This window comes from Mycobacterium sp. DBP42 (genome assembly GCF_005924235.1).
Classification (GTDB): Bacteria; Actinomycetota; Actinomycetes; order Mycobacteriales; family Mycobacteriaceae; genus Mycobacterium; species Mycobacterium syngnathidarum.
In genome coordinates this window covers 61,833-82,540 of the sequence record NZ_VCMY01000006.1, presented here as the reverse complement: position 1 = coordinate 82,540, position 20,708 = coordinate 61,833, and the positions used below count along the sequence as shown (strand labels likewise).

The 20,708-nt window shown below is 67.1% G+C and carries 20 protein-coding genes; 5 read left to right on the top strand and 15 right to left on the bottom strand.

Annotation, left to right across the window (positions count from 1 at the left end; all coding sequences use genetic code 11):
* Window positions 1-10: 10 nt before the first annotated feature.
* From E0T84_RS09150 to E0T84_RS09115, 8 genes are all read right to left on the bottom strand, one after another.
* Window positions 11-850 (bottom strand): SH3-like domain-containing protein, encoded by an 840-nt coding sequence (locus E0T84_RS09150; RefSeq protein WP_138744260.1) that lies wholly within the window; start codon window positions 848-850, stop codon window positions 11-13.
* 148 nt (window positions 851-998) lie between these two features.
* Window positions 999-2,141 (bottom strand): DNA-processing protein DprA, encoded by a 1,143-nt coding sequence (dprA, locus tag E0T84_RS09145; protein ID WP_138744259.1) that lies wholly within the window; start codon window positions 2,139-2,141, stop codon window positions 999-1,001.
* A complete protein-coding gene (locus tag E0T84_RS09140; RefSeq protein WP_070187907.1) occupies window positions 2,138-3,649 on the bottom strand; it encodes a YifB family Mg chelatase-like AAA ATPase in 1,512 nt (503 codons plus the stop codon). Before E0T84_RS09140 ends, dprA begins: the two co-directional genes overlap by 4 nt.
* Before the next feature lies 1 nt (window position 3,650).
* Window positions 3,651-4,019 (bottom strand): YraN family protein, encoded by a 369-nt coding sequence (locus tag E0T84_RS09135; RefSeq protein ID WP_070187906.1) that lies wholly within the window; start codon window positions 4,017-4,019, stop codon window positions 3,651-3,653.
* 104 nt (window positions 4,020-4,123) lie between these two features.
* Window positions 4,124-4,933, bottom strand: coding sequence for an acyl-CoA thioesterase II (locus E0T84_RS09130; RefSeq protein WP_138744258.1), 810 nt, complete (start codon window positions 4,931-4,933; stop codon window positions 4,124-4,126).
* Window positions 4,930-6,159, bottom strand: a complete 1,230-nt coding sequence (locus E0T84_RS09125; protein WP_138744257.1) for a CoA transferase — start codon at window positions 6,157-6,159, stop codon at window positions 4,930-4,932. The genes E0T84_RS09130 and E0T84_RS09125 overlap by 4 nt, the downstream gene beginning before the upstream one ends.
* Before the next feature lie 10 nt (window positions 6,160-6,169).
* A complete protein-coding gene (locus E0T84_RS09120) occupies window positions 6,170-8,314 on the bottom strand; it encodes a thiamine pyrophosphate-dependent enzyme (protein ID WP_138744256.1) in 2,145 nt (714 codons plus the stop codon).
* Window position 8,315: 1 nt separating this feature from the next.
* A complete protein-coding gene (locus E0T84_RS09115) occupies window positions 8,316-9,089 on the bottom strand; it encodes an HAD-IIA family hydrolase (RefSeq protein WP_070944149.1) in 774 nt (257 codons plus the stop codon).
* Between the two features lie 105 nt (window positions 9,090-9,194).
* On the opposite strand from E0T84_RS09115, the gene E0T84_RS09110 reads away from it, so the two are divergent.
* Window positions 9,195-9,473: a hypothetical protein gene (locus tag E0T84_RS09110; protein WP_070187901.1), complete on the top strand. Its 279-nt coding sequence runs from the start codon at window positions 9,195-9,197 to the stop codon at window positions 9,471-9,473.
* A 50-nt stretch (window positions 9,474-9,523) separates the two neighbouring features.
* On the opposite strand, the gene E0T84_RS09105 is transcribed toward E0T84_RS09110, so the two are convergent.
* Together E0T84_RS09105 and E0T84_RS09100 are read right to left on the bottom strand one after the other, a co-directional pair.
* Window positions 9,524-10,909, bottom strand: a complete 1,386-nt coding sequence (locus tag E0T84_RS09105; RefSeq protein ID WP_138744255.1) for an aspartate aminotransferase family protein — start codon at window positions 10,907-10,909, stop codon at window positions 9,524-9,526.
* Window positions 10,910-10,922: 13 nt separating this feature from the next.
* Window positions 10,923-12,425, bottom strand: a complete 1,503-nt coding sequence (locus E0T84_RS09100) for a CoA-acylating methylmalonate-semialdehyde dehydrogenase (RefSeq protein ID WP_070944151.1) — start codon at window positions 12,423-12,425, stop codon at window positions 10,923-10,925.
* Between the two features lie 112 nt (window positions 12,426-12,537).
* On the opposite strand from E0T84_RS09100, the gene E0T84_RS09095 reads away from it, so the two are divergent.
* From E0T84_RS09095 to E0T84_RS09080, 4 genes are read left to right on the top strand one after another with little or no spacing between them, the layout of a single operon-like run.
* On the top strand, window positions 12,538-14,142 hold the full coding sequence (locus E0T84_RS09095; protein ID WP_070944152.1) for a PucR family transcriptional regulator: 1,605 nt from the start codon (window positions 12,538-12,540) through the stop codon (window positions 14,140-14,142).
* Between the two features lie 27 nt (window positions 14,143-14,169).
* Window positions 14,170-14,556 (top strand): DUF2237 family protein, encoded by a 387-nt coding sequence (locus E0T84_RS09090; protein WP_070944153.1) that lies wholly within the window; start codon window positions 14,170-14,172, stop codon window positions 14,554-14,556.
* A 19-nt stretch (window positions 14,557-14,575) separates the two neighbouring features.
* Window positions 14,576-16,030, top strand: coding sequence for a YdiU family protein (locus tag E0T84_RS09085; protein WP_070944154.1), 1,455 nt, complete (start codon window positions 14,576-14,578; stop codon window positions 16,028-16,030).
* Window positions 16,031-16,054: 24 nt separating this feature from the next.
* Window positions 16,055-16,759 carry a dienelactone hydrolase family protein gene (locus tag E0T84_RS09080; protein ID WP_070944155.1) on the top strand — a complete coding sequence of 235 codons (705 nt, stop codon included), beginning with the start codon at window positions 16,055-16,057 and terminating at the stop codon, window positions 16,757-16,759.
* Here the strand turns inward: E0T84_RS09080 and E0T84_RS09075 are convergent.
* The 5 genes from E0T84_RS09075 to rplS all read right to left on the bottom strand — a co-directional run bounded on the left by E0T84_RS09075 (window position 16,746) and on the right by rplS (window position 20,399).
* Window positions 16,746-17,948 (bottom strand): amidohydrolase, encoded by a 1,203-nt coding sequence (locus tag E0T84_RS09075; protein ID WP_070944182.1) that lies wholly within the window; start codon window positions 17,946-17,948, stop codon window positions 16,746-16,748. The genes E0T84_RS09080 and E0T84_RS09075 overlap by 14 nt on opposite strands.
* A 71-nt stretch (window positions 17,949-18,019) precedes the next feature.
* Window positions 18,020-18,325, bottom strand: coding sequence for a DUF2469 domain-containing protein (locus E0T84_RS09070; RefSeq protein WP_003881082.1), 306 nt, complete (start codon window positions 18,323-18,325; stop codon window positions 18,020-18,022).
* Complete coding sequence (locus E0T84_RS09065; RefSeq protein ID WP_083284375.1) at window positions 18,322-19,110, bottom strand: ribonuclease HII; 789 nt, start codon at window positions 19,108-19,110, stop codon at window positions 18,322-18,324. Before E0T84_RS09065 ends, E0T84_RS09070 begins: the two co-directional genes overlap by 4 nt.
* A gap of 19 nt (window positions 19,111-19,129) precedes the next feature.
* Window positions 19,130-19,990: a signal peptidase I gene (gene lepB, locus E0T84_RS09060; protein ID WP_070187894.1), complete on the bottom strand. Its 861-nt coding sequence runs from the start codon at window positions 19,988-19,990 to the stop codon at window positions 19,130-19,132.
* Window positions 19,991-20,057: 67 nt separating this feature from the next.
* The gene (gene rplS / locus E0T84_RS09055) at window positions 20,058-20,399 is read right to left on the bottom strand and encodes a 50S ribosomal protein L19 (RefSeq protein WP_019347348.1); all 342 of its coding nucleotides are present in this window, start codon (window positions 20,397-20,399) and stop codon (window positions 20,058-20,060) included.
* Window positions 20,400-20,708: the final 309 nt, after the last annotated feature.

Here is a 20,708-nt window from a genome sequence, read left to right as displayed (position 1 = left end):
GCTGACGACGTCAGCTGACCGCCTGCAACCAGTGCTCGGGAATCTCTGTTCTCAGCGTGTCGGTGGACGTGCCGGTGTAGCCGTCCCACAGTGTCGCCATGGTGAAGCTGACGACGTAGAACCATTCGGGTGTGGCCTCGGTACGGTCCCAGGTTTCGTCTTCGGCTGCCGGGCTCTCGTATGCCACCGCGGCGATCTCGCCGCGTGCGCCGCGGACGTATTCGGGGGTGCGGGTATAGAACAGCACCGGCAATTCGCGCACCACCACCGCATCGCCAACCTTGAACTTGGGTGTCCCGGCGCGGCCCGCATACACCTGCGGATCGCCTTTTCCTTTGGCGTGCACGACGTGGCTGTTGCGCTTGACGTTCGAACCGTCGCCTTCGCACTTCGGCTGGGCCTCGAGCCGCCTACCGGACAGACCGCCGGCGTAGCGTTCCTGGACTTCGGCCATCCGCTCGGACAGTTCGGTCAAACCGATGTGATGCTTCTCGACGAGGACACGCGCCACCGACAGGAGCCAACGGCCGTAGTACGGAAAGCCCAGATAGACCGCACGCCCGACGTCGACGTTGCCCATCCGCCGCCGTTCCTCGGACAGCCAGATGCCGCGCCAGGCAAGGACTTCGCAGATGACATAGGTCATGTGCTCCCAATACTCGTAGTCCTTGTTCTCGTACTTCATCGGGGCATCCGGCTCCCCGCCGACATCGTGCACGGGCTTCATGTAGGCGGTGAACTTGTCATGGTCGAGCAGATCCGGTGTCGGCGCATCGGGCAGTTCTGGGTATGCCGATTTGAGGCGAGCGACCAAACCCAGTTGGGCGGCGCGTTCGGCGGCTGTGCTCATGTCGGACCCTCCCCAAGCCCGGCGTACGCCGGTGCGGTCCGGCGTTGCGCCTGGGTCGTGAGCTCACTCGATGGGTGCAAACTAACACCGGGCCAGCTCGCCCTGCAGCCAATCGAACCGATTGCGCCCAGGTCTACGCAGGCGTCATTTACGACGACCGCACCCGTCGCCGGCGCGCGATGCGCCAGCATCCGTCGACGCCTTCGATCAACCCTGCGAGCTCCAGCGTCGCCAAAGGCCCCAGGATCTGATGTGGTGGTAGCGCGGCGAGCATCGCGATCTCGTCGACAGTGTGGGCACCGCGCGCCGGCAGTGCGTCGTAGACCTGTTTCTCGGCCGGTGCGAGCTGATCCAGCGGCCCGGTCGGATGTTCCTCCTGCGGTGCGAGTTCGCCTATGCGGCCAACGAGTTCGACGATCTCTTCGGCGCGGCCGACCAGCCTGGCGTCACCGCGGAGCAGCGCATGACAGCCCGCCGATGCGGCCGAGGTGACCGGGCCCGGGACCGCGCACACCGAGCGGCCCAGCAACTTGGCCCACGCCGCGGTATTGGCCGCGCCACTGCGCAACCCAGCCTCGACCACCACCGTCGCCCCCGACAGCGCCGCGACCAGCCGGTTGCGGGTGAGAAACCGTAGCCGACCGGGTGCTACCCCCGGCGGATACTCGCTGATCAACAGGCACTCCTGGCGGATCCGGTGAAACAACGCACTGTGCCCCGCCGGGTACGGGTTGTCGATACCGCCGGCCACGATCGCGACCGTCACGCCCTCACATGCCAGGGCAGCGCGGTGTGCTGCGCCGTCGATGCCGTAGGCCCCACCGGACACCACCGTGACATCGCGCTCGACCAGCCCGGCGGCGAGTTCAGCGGCGACATGCTCCCCGTAGGCGGTGGCCGCGCGGGTACCGACGATCGCCGCGGAGCGCTCAGCCGCCTCGTCGAGCCGCACCGGACCGGCCGCCCACAGCACCAACGGCGGATGATCGTTGGACCGCTTGCGGTCCTTGGGTACGCCCAATGCCCGAAAGCTCAGCAACGGCCATTCACCGTCATCGGGGGTGATCAGCCGGCCACCCATTCGATCGATCATGTCGAGATCATGTACCGCACAATCCAATTCGCGGCGCGCCTCGATCCGGCTGAACAACTCCGGCTCGATGTCACCAGCCTTGACTCGGCCGGCCGCCTCGACCGGGCCGACCTTTGCGACCAAGGCCGTCAACTCTGCGCATGGCGGCTCGGCGACCCGTGACAGGTAGGCCCACGCCCGCCGCACCTCATCGGTCATGACACACCGCCTACCTGACGGAAGCTCAACGCCGTGGCCACGTCTTCGCGGGCCGGCATCGTCCGACCGGCCAGATCGGCCAACGTCCAAGCCACTCTCAAACTCCGGTCGGCCCCGCGCATGCTGATCAGCCCCCGGTCGAGTGCGAACCGCAACGGTTCCATGGCGGGTTTGGGCAAGCGGAACTCGCGTCGTAGCAGCGGGCCACGTACCTCGGCGTTGGTACCGATTCCGTACGGCTTCCACCGTTGTTGGGCGGCAAGGCGAGCGATGGCAACCCGCTCCCCCACCACGGCGCTGGACTCGCCGGCCTGTGGGGTGAACGCCCCGACGGTCACCGGGTGCAATTCCACCTGCAGGTCGACGCGGTCCACCAACGGTCCCGACAGCTTGCCGCGGTATCGCAGCTTGGCCTGAGCCGAACAGACGCAATCCTCCGATTTGGGCGGTGCGCACGGGCACGGGTTCGCCGCCAGAACCAATTGAAACCGGGCCGGGTAACATGCCACGCCGTCGCGACGGGCCAGCCGAATCTCACCATCCTCCAAGGGAGTTCGTAGTGCTTCCAGCGCCCTGGTACCCATTTCGGCGAATTCGTCGAGAAACAGTACGCCACGATGTGCCCGGCTGACCGCCCCCGGACGGGCGAAACCACTTCCTCCCCCGACCAGTGCCGCCACCGACGACGTGTGGTGCGGAGCGACAAACTGCGGTCGGGTTATCAACGGGGTATCCCCGGCCAGCAACCCCGCCACCGAGTGAATCGCGGTCACCTCCAGCGACTCGCTCTGCGACAGCGGTGGCAACAAGCCCGGAAGACGCTGCGCCAGCATCGTTTTACCGATGCCGGGCGGGCCGGTGAGCAGCAGGTGATGAGCACCCGCGGCGGCGACTTCCAGGGCGTATCGCGCCTGAGCCTGACCGACCACGTCGGCGAGATCGGACGTGGGCTCCGGCGCCCGCCCGGGCGCGGCGACCCGGGCGACCAGATCGCCTTTGCCGTCCAGCCAGGTCTGCAGTTGACCCAAGGTGCGCACACCGCACACCTCGATCCCGTCCACCAAACTCGCCTCGGCCAGGTTGTCGACGGGCACCACCACCAAGGGCCAGCCCTCGGCCTTGGCGGCGAGCACCGCGGGCAGGATGCCGTGGACCGGACGGACGCGGCCGTCGAGCGCGAGTTCGCCCAGCAGCACCGACTTCTCCAACCGGGCCCAGACCGTCTTGGTGTGCGCCGAGAGCACTGCCGCGGCCAGCGCCAGGTCATACACCGACCCGACCTTGCGCAAGGTGGCCGGTGACAGCGCCAACGTCAGCCGCGACATCGGCCAGGTGTTGCCACAGTTGGTGATCGCTGCGCGTACCCGATCACGTGATTCCTGCAATGCCGTATCGGGCAGCCCCACCAGATGCACCCCGGGCAGCCCCGAGGTGATGTCTGCCTCGATCTCCACGATCACGCCGTCCACCGCCCGCACGGCCACCGAATAGGCTCTGCCCAAACCCATTTCAGCCCACCCCCTTGAGGTGTGTCAGCTCAGGTTCCCGGCGGTGCCCGATCCGCACCCCGATCACGTCGAGGCGCAGCGCGGCGAAACGCACCTCCTGCTCGGTCAGCCACAGCGCCGCCAACCGTCGGATCCGACGCACTTTCTGCGCCGTCACCGCCTCGGCAAGCCCACCGAACCCGTCGCCGGTGCGAGTCTTCACCTCGACGAACACCACGGTGTTCGTCGCGACCTCTTCGGCGATCACGTCGAGTTCGCCATAACGGCAGCGCCAATTGCGCGTCAGCATGCGCAACCCCTGCGCCGCCAGGTGCTCGACGGCCAACTGTTCACCCAGTGCGCCGATCTCGGCCCGTGTCATAGAACTCATGACCACACCGTGCTGACCAGGTCCGACAGAATCGACCCCTCAGGCCTGAGTTATCCCCAGCGTGGATTCCATCCACAGGCGTCGGCAGCCTGGATGGCAGTCGATCATTCCGGCACGCGGTCGGCGACCAATCCCTCCTGCACCAAGGTGGCCGCCACCGCACCGTCGGCGCGCAACAGGCTCGACGTGATCAGCCCGCGGCCCCGCACGGTGGCCGGTGAACGTGACTCCAACAGGTTCCACTCCCCGGCCCGCACCGGACGGTGAAACCAGATCGAGGAATCCGTGGTGCCACTGCGGTGACTCCGCGAACGCATGCTGTGCCCGTGCACGGCCAGCGCCGGATCGATTCCGTACAGGTCGGTGATGTAGACCGCAATCAGCATGTGCACCAACGGATCCTCGGGCAGGGCGGTGGTGACCCGCCACCACATCCGGCGCACGAAATCCTCCCCGGATCCCTCGTCGGCGATACGGATGTCGAACTCGTCGAGTGGCAACGATGGTGCGGGCCCGCGGGGCCCGGTGCAGGGCAGCACCTCGGGATCGTGCGGCATCGCACCGATACCGTGTTCGGGGCCGGCTAGTTCCGTCGCGAACGACACCGTGGCCGTGGTGAGCATGCGGCCGTGCTCATACGATTCGACCCGCCGAGCCGAGGCGGTACGCCCGTCGTACACCTGCTGCACGCGATATTCGGCTGCTTCCCCGGCGTTTCCACCACGCAGGAACTGCAGGTGCATGTTGGTCGGTGACCGGTCCTCCCCCACGGTCCGGCAGGCCGCCGCCAGGCTCTGGGCGGCCAGCAGACCGCCGTAGGCCCGTTTGCCGGCCGGACCACTGGCCGGCCCAGTGAACACGTCACCGTCGGGGTTGGTCCCGCGCACCTCAAGAAGATTCAGCAGATCGCTCATCGCTGGTCGGTACCCGTCGCAACGGTGCCGGATTCGGTCAGCGCCACGATCTCGTCGGCCCCGAGGCCGAGATGTTCGGCCAGCACTGTGGTGGTGTCATCGCCGAGGGCGGGCGCGGGGACCGCAGACGGATACATCCCGCCGATGGACATGGGCAGGCCCGGCGCCAGGTAGGTGCCGATGCCTGGCTGCTCCAGCGGGGTGAACAGCGGGTTGGCCACTACGCGGTGGTCGACGGCCACCTCGGCGAAGCTGCGGTACCGCTCCCACAGCACCGAGGTTCCCGACAACGCCGCGCTGATCTCGTCGGCGGTGTGTTCGGAAAACCACAGGGTGAACAGTCCGGTCAGCGCGTCGCGGTGAACGTAACGCTGGCCTTCGTCGCTGAAGTCCGCACCGAAGGCCTCGGCAAGTGCGGCAACGGCTTTGGTGGTGCCGGTCACCTCGGTGAGGTCACGGAAGTGCCGGCCGGTGAGCGCCACCAGCATGAAGCCCACGCCATCACTGCTGGTGAAGTTCTGCCCGTATGTGCCGTAGAGCGTGTTGCCGAGCCGTTCGCGTCCGGTGCCGTTGATCATCACCTCGGTGAGGAATCCGAGATTGCCTGCGGTGGCGAGAGCGACGTTCTCCAGCGGGATGCTGACCCTGGCGCCCTCACCCGTGGAATCGCGGTGACGCAGCGCGGTACTGACTGCCAGCGCCACGTACAACCCGCAGCTGACATCCCAGGCCGGCAGCACGTGGTTGACCGGGGTGGACAGCTGCGACGGCCCGGTGACCAGCGGGAAACCCAGCCCGGCGTTGACCGTGTAATCCACCCCGGTACCGCCGTCGGCTCGGCCGGACACCTCGACGTGGATCAGGTCAGGCCGCAGCGCCGCCAGCACGTCATATGAATGCCATTGCCGCCCAGCAACATTTGTGATGAGAACGCCGGCTTCGGCGATCAGGCGCTGCACCAGCTGCTGCCCCTCGGGCGAGCGCATGTCGGCAGCCACCGATCGCTTGCCCTTGTTCAGGCCGGCCCAGTAGATACTTTCGCCGCCGTCGGTCAGCGGCCAGCGGTGATAGTCGGCAGCCCCGCCGATCGGGTCGACCCGCACCACCTCGGCGCCCAGCTGAGCCAGGGTCATGCCGGCCAGCGGTACCGCGACGAAACTGGAAATCTCGATGATCCGTATGCCCGCCAGCGGGCGGGTCGGGTCCGGCGTTACAGAGTCGGCCATGGCAGTCAAGCTATCGTGCGCTCACCAGTTTCACCGCGGCGGCCTCGATGGTGTCCTCGGACAACAGCACCTGCAGCGCGGCATCACCGAGCGGGATGAAACTGTCGGCACTGGCGACCCGCTGCACCGCCCCGGCGTAGCCGTGGTCGGTGAGTTCCGCCAGCACTCCCTCGCCCACGCCCCCCGTGTGGCGGGTCTCGTCGACGATGAGCACCCGCCCGCTCACATTCGCTTCGCGCAGCATGTCCTCGACCGGGAGCGGCGACAACCAACGCAGATCGACCACCCGCGCCGCGATGCCGGCCCCGGCCAGTCGCCGAGCCACCCGCAGGCTCATGAACACACCGTTCCCGAACGTGAGAATGGTCAGATCGGTGCCGTCACCGTAGGTGCGGGCCGCACCGACGCGCACGGGTTGGTTCGGATAGGGCGCCAGCCAGCACTGATCACCGTCGGCGTAGAGGTCCTTGGTGTGGTACAGCGCGATCGGTTCGAGGTAAACACACACCGCGCCAGCATCTTTGGCAGCAACGACACACGTGTGCAGCATGGCCGCGGCATCATCGGGACGCGACGGTGAGGCGATCACCACCCCGGGAATGTCGCGGACCGCCGCGATCGAGTTGTCGTTGTGAAAGTGGCCGCCGAACCCCTTCTGATAGCCGTAGCCCGCGATCCGCACCACCATCGGGTTGCGGTATTGGCGTTTCGAGAAGAACTGCAGCGTGGCCCCTTCACCGCGGATCTGGTCGCCGGCGTTGTGCAGATAGGCCAGGTACTGGATCTCCGGGATCGGCAGCAGGCCCGATACCCCGGCCCCCAGCGCCAGTCCGAGGATCGTCTGTTCGTCGAGCAAGGTATCGAACACCCGGGCGGGCCCCGCGGTGGCCTGCAATCCGCGGGTCACCCCGTAGACCCCACCCTTGCGGGCGATGTCCTCGCCGAACACGATCGCCTCCGGGTGGATGTGGAGCACCTCCTGCAGCGCCCGGTTGATGGCCAGAGCCAGGGTCAGCGGCGGGCCGCCGGGATCACCCGGCGCGACGACGGACACGGCGCGGGTGTCGTCGAGTGTTTCGCGCAGCGGCTGCATCACCGTGGGTGCGCTGTCCAACTGCGGGCAGGCGCTGATCACGCGAGCCAGTTCCGTCACCTCGGCCCGCTTGTCCTCGTAACGTCGCAGTGCCTGCTCGGGGGTCAGCACACCATGGGCCACCAGCATTCTCGCCGTATTGAGCACCGGATCACGCTCATAGTCGGCGACGATGTCGGCGGGCGCGCGGTAGGCCTGCTCGTAGTCGCTACCGGCATGCCCCATCAATCGCACCGTACAAAGGTGCAGGAACGCCGGCTTGCGTTCACGGCGGACCCAATCTGCTGCGGCACGCGCCGTTTCGACCGTCTCGACGAGGTCGCAGCCATCGGCGGCGAAGTACCGCAGCCCCTTACGGTCGCCATACGCGCGGGCGATCCAGCCGCGCGGTGTCGGCGTGCTGATTCCGATGCCGTTGTCCTCGCAGACGAACAGCAGCGGCATCGGAAGCCCCTGATAGGCGGCGTGCAACGTGGCGTTCACCGCGCCGACGGTGGTCGAGTGGTTCGCAGAGGCGTCACCGAAGCTACACACCGTCACCGCGTCGTCCGGCCATGGGCATGGCACACCCAGCTTGCGGGTGCGCGCGATCGAGAAGGCCACCCCGACCGCCCGTGGCAGGTGCGAGGCGATGGTGGAGGTCTGCGGAATGATGTTCAGGTCGTGGCGGCCGAACACCTTGTGCCGCCCACCGGAGATCGGTTCGGCCGTGGCCGCCACCAACCCCAGCAGCACGTCGCGCAGCGGATCGCAACCACCGATCTGAGCGGCGCGCGCCAGGTAGAAGCCGCCCGAGCGGTAGTGCAGCAGCGCAGGATCGGTAAGCCGCAGCGCGGCGGCGACAGCGGCATTGCCCTCGTGCCCAGAAGATCCGATGGTGTAGAAGCCCTTGCCTTGGCCGCGCAGCCACCGGGCGGCCAAGTCCAAATGCCTGCTGCCCAGCTGGGCGTCGAAGAGCGCCAAGGCATTCGGCACCTTCAGCGTGGGCGCCTCGCCTCGGCCCGGCGTGCCGAGCGCCGACACCGTTGCGGTGTAGTACGCGTCGATGGGCTCGCTGGTCATCTCAGATCAGCTCGATCGCCTCGGCGATCGACGGCAATACCCGGCTCGGCCGGAAGGGGAACCGCTCGATGTCGGAGACTGACGTCGATCCGGTGAGCACCAGGATGGTTTCCAACCCGGCCTCGATCCCGGCCACCACGTCGGTGTCCATCCGGTCACCCACCATCACGGTGTTCTCCGAATGCGCCGCGATCCGGTTGAGCGCGCTGCGGAACATCATCGGGTTCGGCTTGCCGACGAAGTAGGGGTCGCGACCGGTGGCCTTGGTGATCATCGCCGCCACCGAGCCGGTCGCGGGCAACGGGCCCTCGGCCGACGGACCCGAGACATCGGGATTGGTGGCGATGAACCGGGCACCGCCGAGAATCAGCCGAACGGCCTTGGTGATCGCCTCGAACGAATACGTGCGGGTCTCGCCCAACACCACGTAGTCCGGCTCGATGTCGGTCAGGGTGTAACCGACCTCGTGCAGAGCGGTGGTCAGCCCGGCCTCGCCGATCACATACGCCGAGCCGCCCGGCTGCTGGTCGGCCAGGAACGCCGCCGTCGCCAGGGCCGACGTCCAGATCGATGCCTCGGGCACCACCAGCCCCGAACGCGCCAATCGGGCCGCGAGATCACGCGGCGTGAAAATCGAGTTGTTGGTCAACACCAGGAACGGCCGTTGTTTGTCCGTCAGGGTCTGCAGGAACTCGGCGGCGCCCGGCAGCGCATGTTCTTCGCGCACCAGGACGCCGTCCATGTCGGTTAGCCAGCACTGGGCAGGTGAACGCACCCGTCCAGTGTCTCAACTTGGGGTGCGGATCAGGGGCCAACGGAGTTATCCACAGGGTGTCGCGATGGCATGGCTGTGGTGATCTGACGCCCTTACGATGGGGCCATGGCCGCCCTGGAAGACCTCGAAGCGCGCGTCGCCGCACTCGAGGCCGATCGCTTCGACTACCGCGCGGTGCTGGCGGCGATCAACGCACTGGGCGCGAATCAGCGGGATCAGGGAACGAGGTTGACATCCGTCGAGGGACTGCTCACGTCAGTTGAGGGACGCCTCGCCTCGGTTGAAACCGAGCTCGCTGATTTTCGGTTGGAGACCCGCGCCCGCTTCCGTTCAGTCGACGAGCACCTGGCCGAGATCAAGGACCTCATCATCGGGAGGCGCTGACGCCGAAGGCCCGGTATGCGAACACATACCGGGGCTTCGCGCGTGGGACGTCAGTTGGTGTGCTGATCGGCGACGTCGAGTGCGGAGTCCAGGATCGCCAGACCTTCCCGCGCCTCTTCCACCGTCACGTTGCACGGCGGCACGACGTGGATGCGGTTGTAGTTCGCGAACGGCAGCAGGCCGCCTGCCTTGCAGGCACCGACCACGGCGTTCATCGCCGGGCTGGAGCCACCGTAGGGCGCCAACGGCTCGCGGGTCTGCTGATCGGCGACGAGCTCGACCGCCCAGAACACGCCGGCGCCGCGCACCTCGCCGACGCTGCGGTGCTTGGCAGCCAACTCGGCCAGGCCCGGCGCCAGCACCTCCGTGCCGATCGTGGCCGCATTCTCGACCATGCCCTCGTCGGCCATCGCATTGATGGTCGCGACCGCTGCGGCACAAGCCAACGGATGACCCGAGTAGGTCAGCCCACCGGGGTAGGCGCGGTGCGCGAAGGTCTGGTAGATCTCGGGGCTGATCGCCACACCGCCGAGCGGCACGTACCCGGAGTTGACCCCCTTGGCGAACGTCATCAGGTCCGGCACCACGTCGAAGTGGTTGATGGAGAACCACTTTCCACTGCGCCCGAAGCCGGCCATCACCTCGTCGGCAATGAACACGATGCCGTGCCTGCTACAGATCTCACGCACCCCGGCGATGTATCCGGGCGGCGGGACCATGATGCCCGCGGTGCCCGGGATCGATTCCAGGATGATCGCGGCGATGGTGGTCGGACCCTCCATCTGGATCAGCTTGTCGAGGTACTCCAGCGCGCGCTGGGACTCCTGTTCCTCGGTCTCGGCATAGAACGAAGAGCGGTACAGGAACGGACCGTTGAAGTGCACGACACCGGCGTTGCCCCGGTCGTTGGGCCAGCGCCGCGGGTCACCGGTGAGGTTGATCGCGGTCTCGGTGCCGCCGTGGTAGGCCCGGTACCGCGACAAGACCTTGTAGCGGCCGGTGTGCAGACGCGCCATGCGCACCGCATGCTCGACCGCGTCGGCACCACCGTTGGTGAAGAACACCTTGTTCAGCTCACCGGGGGTGCGCTCGGCGATCAGCCGGGCCGCCTCCGAGCGTGCCGCGTTGGCGTACTGCGGGGCCACCGTGCACAGCTTGTCCGCCTGTTCGGCAATGGCGGCAACAACTTTCGGGTGCTGATGCCCGATGTTGGTGTTGACCAGCTGGGAGGAGAAGTCCAGCAGCCGGTTGCCGTCACCGTCCCACACGTAGGAGCCCTGCGCGGCGGTGATCGTCATCGGCGAGATCTCCTCCTGCGCCGACCAGGAGTGGAACACGTGCGCGCGGTCGAGTTCATAGGCACGCGCAGCCTCGGCCTTCGCCGCCTCGACGGTCAATCCGTTGGGCAGCGTGGCGGACTCTTGGGTCACAGTCATGGGTGGAATTCTCTCACTTGTTCTCGGGGAACCCGAGGTTGATGCCGCCGTGGCTGGGGTCCAGCCAGCGGGTGGTGATGGCCTTGGTGCGGGTGAAGAAATGCACGCCCTCGGCACCATGGGCGTGGCTGTCGCCGAACAGCGACGCCTTCCAACCGCCAAAGCTGTAGTAGGACATCGGAACCGGGATCGGCACGTTGATGCCGACCATGCCGACCTCGACCTCGTTCTGGAACCGCCGTGCCGCACCACCGTCGTTGGTGAAGATCGCCGTACCGTTGCCGTAGGGGTTGCTGTTGATCAACTCAAGGGCCTCGTCGTAGGTCTCGACACGCAGCACCGACAGCACCGGGCCGAAGATCTCGTCTGTGTACACACTCATCTCAGGGGTGACGTTGTCGAGCAGGGTCGGGCCCAACCAGAAACCACCTGAATCTCGTTGACCCGCCCCGTCCATGACCGTGCGGCCGTCGAGCACCACCTTGGCGCCGGCCGCCTCGCCGGCATCGATGTAGGAGGCCACCTTGTCGCGGTGAACCTTGGTGACCAGCGGACCCATATCCGAATCCTTGGTGCCGTCACCGGTTTTGATGGTCGCGGCACGCTCGGCGATCTTGGCCACCAGATCATCGGCGATCGGTCCGACGGCCACCGCGGCCGAGATTGCCATGCACCGCTCCCCGGCCGAACCGAAACCGGCGTTCACCATGGCGTCGGCGGCCAGGTCCAGATCGGCGTCAGGCAGGATCACCGCGTGGTTCTTGGCTCCGCCGAGGGCCTGCACGCGCTTGCCGGCGGCGGTGGCGGTGGCATAGACGTACTGCGCGATCGGGGTCGACCCGACGAAGGAGATCGCCTTGATCTTGGGGTTGGTCAGCAGCTCGTCGACCGCGGTCTTGTCACCCTGCAACACGTTGAACACGCCTTCGGGCAGGCCGGCCTCGGCCCACAGCCGAGCCATCCACAGCGCCGACGACGGATCCTTCTCCGACGGCTTGAGCACCACGGTGTTGCCCGCGGCGATGGCGATCGGGAAAAACCACATCGGCACCATGGCCGGAAAGTTGAACGGTGAGATGATGCCGACCGGCCCCAGCGGCTGCAGCACGGAGTGCACGTCCACGTTGGTCGAGGCGTTCTCGGTGAACCCGCCCTTGAGCAGACTCGGTATACCGCACGCGAATTCGACGACCTCCAGGCCTCGGCTCACCTCGCCGAGGGCATCGGAGAGCACCTTGCCGTGCTCGGCGGTGATGAGCGCGGCCAGCTCTTCTTTGCGGGCGTTGAGCAGCTCGCGGAAGGCAAACAGCACCGAGGTGCGTTTGGCGAGCGATGTGTCACGCCAGGCCGGGAAGGCCGCCGCGGCGGCGTCGATCACCGCACGCGCATCATCCACACTCGCGAGTGCGACCTCGCCGGTGACCGCGCCCGTGGCCGGGTTGGTTACCGGGGCGGTGGCGGTCGAAGTCCCGGCAAAGACCTTGCCGTCGCGCCAGTGCTGGATGACATTGCTCATGGGTGCGAACCTTCCTGTGGCTTGGGGGTACGGCTACTACAGTGAGCCACTGTCGGCACGCCAAGCCCCATCAACTTGTAAGGCTGATTCGCATGTTCATTACACTTTGTAAATGATCCCGACCGTGCGCGACATCATCGCGCTGCCGGTGGTGCAAGCCGGAGAGCCTGAGGTACTCAGCGCCCAGCAGCTCGATCGGCCGGTGCGCTGGGTCCACGTCAGCGACATGCCCGACCTCGCCGGCCTGCTGCAGGGCGGCGAACTGGTGCTCACCACGGGCGCCGCTCTGCGCGACGCACCCCGCGATTACCTCCGCCGGATGCACCGCGCCGGCGTCGTGGGCGTGGTGGTCGAACTGGGCACCCGCATCGAATCGCTTCCCCCCAATGTCGGGGCGATGGCCCAAACCCTCGGTCTGGCGCTCGTCGTGTTGCATCGGGAGACGAAGTTCGTCGAAGTCACCGAAGCCGTGCACCGACTGATCGTGGCCGACCAGTACGAGGAGCTCGAGTTCGCCCATCGCACCCACAAGACCTTCACCGAGTTGAGCATGAAGCGCCCGACGATGGCAGACATCGTGCGAGCGGCAGCGGAGATGACCGATGAATCGGTGGTACTGGAGGACCTCTCGCACCAGGTGCTGGCGATCTCGCCGCGCAACGAGCCGGCCACCACCGTCCTCTCCGATTGGCAGCGGCGGTCCCGCGCGATGACCGAACCGTGGGCCACCACCGCCGTCGGCCCCCGAGCCGAAGAGTGGGGACGGCTCATCGTTCCGCATGCCCCTTCCGCACCGGCCAAGACCACGATGGTCCTGGAACGCGCCGCCCAGGCCCTGGCACTGCATCGGATGGCCGAACGTGGCCGCTCCGGCCTCGAGCATCAGGCCCAGAGCGGGTTGATCGACGACGTGCTGGGCGGGCGGATCGACGACGACCGCGAGGCCGACGCCCGAGCACTGGCGCTCGGCCTGCGCACCGGCGGGCCTTGTCTACCCGTCACGATCCGAGTCGGTGCGCCGCCGGACCGGCTCGACCCGGTCGCCACGCAACGCCGCAACATCCGCATCCTCGATGCGGTCACCCACAGCGTGAAAGCCCAAGGGCACAGCGCGATCTGCTCGGTCCGACGAGACGGCGAGATCGGCCTGGTGCTGGCGCTGAACCCACGGCGCGGATTGAGCGCCGATGCCGTGCTCGCCCGCCTGGCCGAAGGCTGGCGCGAGGCCATCGCCCGCGGTGGCGACACCGACAAGGTCGTCATTGCAATCGGCAGTGACGCCGCAGCATTCGCCGACGCCGTCCATGGCCTGCGCGAAGCCGCCCACGTCGCCGAGGTCGCGGCATCGATGCCAGATCTGACGCGCCGCTTCGTGCGTGCTTCCGACGTGCGGCTGCGCGGGCTGATCACGCTGCTGCTCGACGATCCGCGCGTTCAGATGTTCGCCGAAACCGAACTCAAGACCTTGCTGATCCACGACGCCGAGCAGGGCACTGACGACGTGGCAGTGCTGCGCGGCTACCTGGAACTCGCGGGCAACAAATCCGCGCTGGCCAAACGCCTGCACATGAGCCGCCCGGCCCTCTACAGCCGGCTGGCCTCGATCGAACGCCGGCTCGGCGTCAACCTCGACGACGGTGAATCGATGACCTCACTGCACGTGGCGCTGCTCGTCCTCGACGCGCAACGCAGCACGGCACCGCAGCCGGGGCGCTGAACCCGCCGCGGCACCCATACTGATGCCATGGCTGATCGCAACGTGCTGGGTGGCCCGCTGCAGGAATGCGGTACCGACCCGCTCACCGGCTTCTACCGCGACGGATGCTGCTCCACCGGCGACGCGGACGCGGGCCGGCACACCATCTGCGCCGTGGTGACCGCCGAATTCCTCGAACACCAGCGGTCCATCGGCAACGACCTGTCGACGCCGGCGCCGCAGTACCGATTTCCCGGCCTGACTCCCGGAGACCGCTGGTGCGTCACCGCGGTCAACTGGCTGCGCGCGCACAACGACGGCAAGGCTGCCCCGGTGGTGCTGGCCGCCACCCATGAACGCACGCTCGACCTGGTGCCGCTCGACGTCCTTCGGCAATACGCTGTCGATGTGCCGGACGACCTGGGCAGTCTCTGAGGCTCCGTAGGCTCGAGAGGTGAGCGTCGCATCCGAACCGACCGTCGTGCTCGACAACCGCTTCGCCCGCGCCCTGCCCGAAATGGCGGTCGCGTGGCGGGCTGAAGCGACTCCGGCCCCCCGGTTGCTCGTGCTGAACGAGAAGCTGGCGGCCGAACTCGGCCTCGACGCCTCCTGGCTGCGCACACCCGACGGGGTCGGCCTGCTGTCGGGCACCGTCGTGCCCGATGGCGCCACCCCGGTCGCCCAGGCCTATGCCGGGCATCAGTTCGGCGGGTATGTCCCCCGGCTGGGTGATGGGCGCGCCCTGCTGCTCGGCGAACTCGTCGACGCCGACGGCCGGCCACGCGACCTGCATCTGAAAGGTTCGGGGCGCACCCCCTTCGCCCGCGGCGGCGACGGTCTGGCCGTCGTCGGGCCGATGCTGCGCGAGTACATCGTCAGTGAGGCAATGCACGCCATCGGCATCCCCACCACCCGGGCGCTGGCCGTGGTGGCCACCGGACGGGACGTCCAGCGCGAGAGCCCGCAGCCAGGGGCGGTTCTGGCCCGGATCGCCGGCAGCCACCTGAGGGTCGGCAGTTTCCAGTACGCCGGCGCGTACGAGCAGGCCACCGGCGACGTCGGGTTGCTGCGCCGGCTGGCCGACCACGCCATCGCCCGCCATCACCCCGCAGCGGCCGAGGCCGCCAACCCGTACCTGGCGCTGTACGAGTCGGTTGTCGCGGCGCAAGCCTCGTTGCTGGCGCAGTGGATGCTGGTCGGGTTCGTGCACGGCGTGATGAACACCGACAACATGACCATCTCCGGCGAGACCATCGACTACGGTCCGTGCGCATTCATGGAGACTTTCGATCCCGCAACGGTTTTCAGCTCGATCGACCACGGCGGCCGCTACGCCTACGGCAACCAGCCCACGGTCGCGGCATGGAATCTGGCCCGCTTCGCCGAAACCCTGCTGCCGCTGCTCGCCGAGGGCGGCGACCAGGCCGTCGAACTGGCCACCGGAGCCCTGGAAAAGTTCGGACCGCAGTTCGAGGCGGCGTGGTCGGCGGGCATGCGCGCCAAGCTCGGATTGTCCGCTGATGTCGATGACGAGGCGGCGCGCGCAGTGATCGACGACATGCTCGGGCTGTTGCAGCAGAATCGAACGGATTACACATCGTTCTTTCGCGACCTGGGCCGCACCGCGCGCGGAGAAGCCCCCATTGCCGGCGGTTTCGACCAGTGGTTGGAACGGTGGCGGGCCCTGCACCCCGACACCGCCGCAATGGACCGGATCAACCCCATCTACATTCCCCGTAACCACCTGGTGGAGGAAGCCTTGAGCGCGGCCACCGACGGTGACCTCGCACCGATCCAGCAGCTGATGCAGGCCCTCACGGCACCGTACGAGGAGCGCCCCGGCCTGCAACGATATGCCGCACCCGCGCCCGCCGACTTCGGTGCCTACCGCACGTTCTGCGGAACCTGAGGCTCACCCATTACCGTAGGTCGGGTGACGACGATCACGATAGACACCCCGGCCGGTCCGATCGATGCTCTGCTCAACCGCCCCGAGGGTGACGGGCCATGGCCCGGGGTGGTGATCATCCACGACGCGATCGGATACGGGCCCGACAACGAGGCCATCTCCGAACGCGTCGCGGCGGCGGGTTATCTGGCAGTTACCCCCAACCTCTATTCCCGCGGCGGCCGTGCACGATGCATCACCAGAGTGTTCCGCGAACTGCTCACGCAGCGCGGCCGCGCGCTCGACGACATTCTGGCCGCGCGCGACCACTTGCGCACACACCCGCAGTGCACCGGGGCGATCGGCATCGCCGGGTTCTGCATGGGCGGGCAGTTCGCGCTCATCATGGGTCCCAAGGGTTTCGGCGCCTCAGCCCCGTTCTACGGCACGCCACTGCCGAAACACCTCGACCAGGTACTGGACGCTTCGTGCCCGGTGGTGGCCAGCTTCGGGCGCCGCGACCCGGCAGGCCTCGGCGCGCCCGCAAAGTTGCAGCGCATCGTCGCCGACAAGAACATCCCGGCCGACATCAAGGTCTACCCCGACGCCGGGCACAGCTTCGCCAATCAGCTGCCCGGGCAAGCGATTCTGCGAATCGCCGGCTTCGGCTACAACGAGGCCGCCACAGCCGATGCCTGGTCGCGGGTGTTCGCATTCTTCGGCGAGCACCTGGCCGCTAAAGCCAACTGAGCCCGGCGACCACGAGTGCCTGGGTGCCGGTGTCCAACGTCGGCTGGATCACCGGGGCGAACCGCGGTGAATGGTTCACCGGTATGTCGGCGCTCACGCGGTCAGCCATCACTGCTGCGTGAAAGGCCTGCTCGTCGATGCCGCCGAACCCCCAGTAGGTGTAGGGCGCTCCCAGGGCAACCGGAATATCGCTGAAGTCCTCACTGGCCGGCGCAGCCGGCATGGTCTGCACCCGATCACCGAAGTAGGCGCTGAACGCAGTCTCGACACGAGCCGTCGCCGCATCGTCGTTGACGGTGAGCGGAAAGTTGTCGTACATCTCGAATTCGGGCTCGCGCGGTGAGTTCGATGCCTGACACTCGGCGATGACCACGCGCCGGATCGCGGCGAGCACCGCGGTGCGCACCGATTCGTCGAAGGTGCGCAGGTTGAGCTCGAGCACCGCATGGCCGCCGATGACGTTGCTCTTGGTCCCCGACTGAACGCTGCCGACGGTCAGCACGACCGTCTGGCTCGGATCGACCTCACGAGACACGATCGTCTGCAGACGGATCACGATCATCGACGCCAGCACCACCGGATCCACAGTGGCGTGCGGCATCGAACCGTGCCCGCCTCGGCCGTAAACCGTGATGCGCAGACTGTCCGCCGCGGACAACACCGGACCGGTGCGGGTACGCACCTGCCCGGCCGGCGCCGGAAACACGTGCTGGGCCAATGCCACATCGACAGGACCGATCAGATCGACCAGGCCGTCGTCGACCATGCCGCGGGCTCCGCCGCCGACCTCCTCGGCGGGCTGGAAAAGCGTGATCACGGTGCCGCGCCAGAGATCAGTGGCCCGGGCGAACAATTCCGCCGCACCCAGCAGGCAGGTCACATGCACGTCGTGGCCACAGGCATGCATCACGCCGGGTACGGCGCTCGCATACGGCAGGCCCGTCGCCTCGGTCACCGGCAGGGCATCCATGTCCGCGCGCAACAGCACCCGAGGACCGTCACCGCTACCCAGCACACCGACGACACCGGTTCCCCCGACACCTTCATGGACATCGAGGCCGGACTCCCGCAGGCGCGCGGCGACCACACCGGCGGTACGCCGTTCCTGATGTGAGAGCTCGGGATGCTGATGGAGATCCCGGTAGAGCGGCTCTTGCCACGCCCGAACCTCGGGCAGGTACTCGAGCACCGCGGTGGCGCGACGGCGGATGTCGTCGGGTCCGGTATCGACTGTCACCATCACCTCGCCCCTGACCGCTGTTACTCCGGCAACCGCAACTCGGGCTTTTCGACCTCTTCGATGTTGACGTCCTTGAACGTGATGACCCGCACCTGTTTGACGAACCGGGCCGGCCGGTACATGTCCCACACCCAGGCGTCGGCGAGCCTCAACTCGAAGTAGACCTCACCTTCGGAGTTACGCGGAATCAGCTCAACGCTGTTGGCCAGGTAGAACCGGCGCTCGGTCTCGACGACATAGCTGAACTGGCCGACGATGTCCTTGTATTCGCGGTAAAGCGAGAGCTCCATCTCGGTTTCGTACTTCTCGAGATCCTCGGCGCTCATCTGGTGTGCTGTCCTTCTCGTTGTGCTGATGCCCTGTCGACCATCTTTGCGTACGCCGCTTCAGCATGCCGCATTGGTGCCACATCCCGCCGCACACCTGCCATCTCTGCGGCCCGCCGCACATGCGCTGTCTCTGCGGCCCGCCGCACGTTCACATACGAGTGGCGGTGCTCCGGACACGGCCCCAGCTCCGTCAACGCCGCGGAGTGCGCGGGGGTGCTGTACCCCTTGTGCTCGGCGAACCCGTAACCGGGGTGGTGCTGCTCCATCTCGACCATCAACCGGTCGCGACTCACCTTGGCCAGCACGCTGGCCGCGGCAATGCAGGCAGCTGCGGCGTCTCCCCCGATCACCGGCAGCGACGGCACCGCCAGCCCCGGAACCCGGAACCCGTCAGACAGCACGTAGCCCGGCCGCAGGGTCAGCCCCGCCACCGCACGCCGCATGCCCTCGATGTTGGCCACGTGCACCCCGAGCCGGTCCACCTCGTCAGACGGAATGAACACCACGTGGTAGGCCAGCGCATATCGGCGGATGAGGGGAAACAACCGTTCCCGCTCCCGCTCTCCCAGTTTCTTCGAGTCGTCGAGAGACGCCAGGCTGTCCATCCGGTTGGGGCCCAGCACGCAGGCGGCCACCACCAATGGGCCCGCGCAGGCACCGCGACCGACCTCGTCCACCCCGGCCACGGGGCCCAGACCGTTGCGATACAACGCAGATTCCAGCGTGCGCAGGCCGGACGACCGCCGGATCACGGTCCGAGGCGGCCACGACGTCTTCGCCACTGGAGGCACCGGGCAGCTCCTAGGAGTCGGTCTGCGGGTTCCCGCCAGCAATACCGCCCCAGCGCGACGGCGGCCAGGCGATGAACCGTGCCTTTCCGATTACATTCTCCACCGGGACGGTGCCGGCCATCGGATCACCGGTACACAACAAACCTTCCCGGGCATCGGCCGGCAGATTGCTGCAGTGCACGCGCGAGTCGGCCGAGTGGGTCCGGTTGTCACCCATCACCCAGAGGCGATCGGGCGGGACCGAGACCGGACCGAACTCATTGCCCAGACACGGATAGATGTTCGGATCGGCCATCATGGTGGCCGGATCCAGGTACGGCTCGTTCAGTCGTTTCCCGTCGACCGTCAGACCGGTGTCGGCACGACACTGCACTGTCTGCCCCCCAACCGCAATCACCCGTTTGACCAGGTCGTTCTCATCCGGCGGCACAAATCCCACAAAAGAGAGGGCGTTCTGCACCCAACGGATGGCGGTGTTGTCCGACCGGATCGACTTGTAGCCGATGTTCCACGAGGGCGGGCCCTTGAAGACCACCACATCACCGGGCTCCGGCTTCGAGAACCGGTAGGTGACCTTGTCGACCATGATGCGATCACCCACGCAGCCGGCGCAGCCGTGCAGCGTGGGCTCCATGGATTCCGACGGAATCAGATAGGGCCGAGCAATGAACGTCAGCGTCACGTAATACAGCACCAAGGCGATGCTGGCCAGAATGGCAATCTCACGCGCCGTGGAGTGCTTGGGCTTCGATGGCTCGTCCGGCGTTTCGTCGCCGGCGGACTCCGGTGCGGCTGAGGCGGAATCTGAAGCCGAGTCGGAGTCGAGGTCGCCCTCCGAGCGCGCGTCGGCAGAGTCGGTGGGTCCGGTCACAGGCACCACAGTAGCGAGCGTCGTGACCGATCCCGCGACGAGAGCTTCGTCAGGCGGAGCAGCGCGCTCAGCGCTTTTCCTTGATCTTCGCCTTCTTGCCACGCAGTTCGCGCAGGTAGTAGAGCTTGGCGCGACGCACGTCACCGCGGGTCACGACATCGATGTGATCGATGTTGGGCGAATGCACCGGGAAGGTTCGCTCGACGCCGACGCCGTAGCTCTCCTTGCGCACGGTGAAGGTCTCGCGGATGCCGCCGCCGGAGCGACGGATGACGACACCCTTGAAGACCTGGATGCGCTCCTTGGAGCCCTCGATCACCTTCACATGCACGTTGACGGTGTCGCCGGGGCTGAAGGTCGGGATGTCGTCGCGCAGCGACGCCTGATCGACGAAGTCCAGCGTGTTCATCGGTGACACTTCCTTGTTGTTCGCTGCTCCGGGCAGGCGCGCACAGATCGCGCAGCCGAAGCGATTTTCGGGTGTATCGGGTTGCATCTCGCAGCGGAACGCGGACAAGCCGGCCCAGCCCTGCGCAGACAACTGCTCAATTGTGCCAGATGGGTCCCCATACCGTGAAATCCGGCGAGTTTGAGCACCCATCCGCATCGACTCCGGCAGCATACTTCGAGCACGACTAACGACGCACGCCACGTGGCGAACAGTTAGGCTTCATCCACCGATGTGCCGGTCGTGCAGAACGCATCGGATCCACTGCCG

Bases quoted from the DNA above. Each gene is read 5' to 3' on its own strand.
- E0T84_RS09110 (WP_070187901.1), top strand. From the start codon at position 9,195: ATGGCCGCCCTGGAAGACCTCGAAGCGCGCGTCGCCGCACTCGAGGCC.
- rplS (WP_019347348.1), bottom strand. From the start codon at position 20,399: ATGAACACGCTGGACTTCGTCGATCAGGCGTCGCTGCGCGACGACATC.
- E0T84_RS09130 (WP_138744258.1), bottom strand. From the start codon at position 4,933: ATGAGCGATCTGCTGAATCTTCTTGAGGTGCGCGGGACCAACCCCGAC.
- E0T84_RS09105 (WP_138744255.1), bottom strand. From the start codon at position 10,909: ATGACTGTGACCCAAGAGTCCGCCACGCTGCCCAACGGATTGACCGTC.
- E0T84_RS09070 (WP_003881082.1), bottom strand. From the start codon at position 18,325: ATGAGCGCCGAGGATCTCGAGAAGTACGAAACCGAGATGGAGCTCTCG.
- E0T84_RS09090 (WP_070944153.1), top strand. From the start codon at position 14,170: ATGGCTGATCGCAACGTGCTGGGTGGCCCGCTGCAGGAATGCGGTACC.
- E0T84_RS09150 (WP_138744260.1), bottom strand. From the start codon at position 850: ATGAGCACAGCCGCCGAACGCGCCGCCCAACTGGGTTTGGTCGCTCGC.
- E0T84_RS09095 (WP_070944152.1), top strand. From the start codon at position 12,538: ATGATCCCGACCGTGCGCGACATCATCGCGCTGCCGGTGGTGCAAGCC.
- E0T84_RS09120 (WP_138744256.1), bottom strand. From the start codon at position 8,314: ATGACCAGCGAGCCCATCGACGCGTACTACACCGCAACGGTGTCGGCG.
- E0T84_RS09140 (WP_070187907.1), bottom strand. From the start codon at position 3,649: ATGGGTTTGGGCAGAGCCTATTCGGTGGCCGTGCGGGCGGTGGACGGC.
- E0T84_RS09125 (WP_138744257.1), bottom strand. From the start codon at position 6,159: ATGGCCGACTCTGTAACGCCGGACCCGACCCGCCCGCTGGCGGGCATA.
- dprA (WP_138744259.1), bottom strand. From the start codon at position 2,141: ATGACCGATGAGGTGCGGCGGGCGTGGGCCTACCTGTCACGGGTCGCC.
- E0T84_RS09100 (WP_070944151.1), bottom strand. From the start codon at position 12,425: ATGAGCAATGTCATCCAGCACTGGCGCGACGGCAAGGTCTTTGCCGGG.
- E0T84_RS09135 (WP_070187906.1), bottom strand. From the start codon at position 4,019: ATGAGTTCTATGACACGGGCCGAGATCGGCGCACTGGGTGAACAGTTG.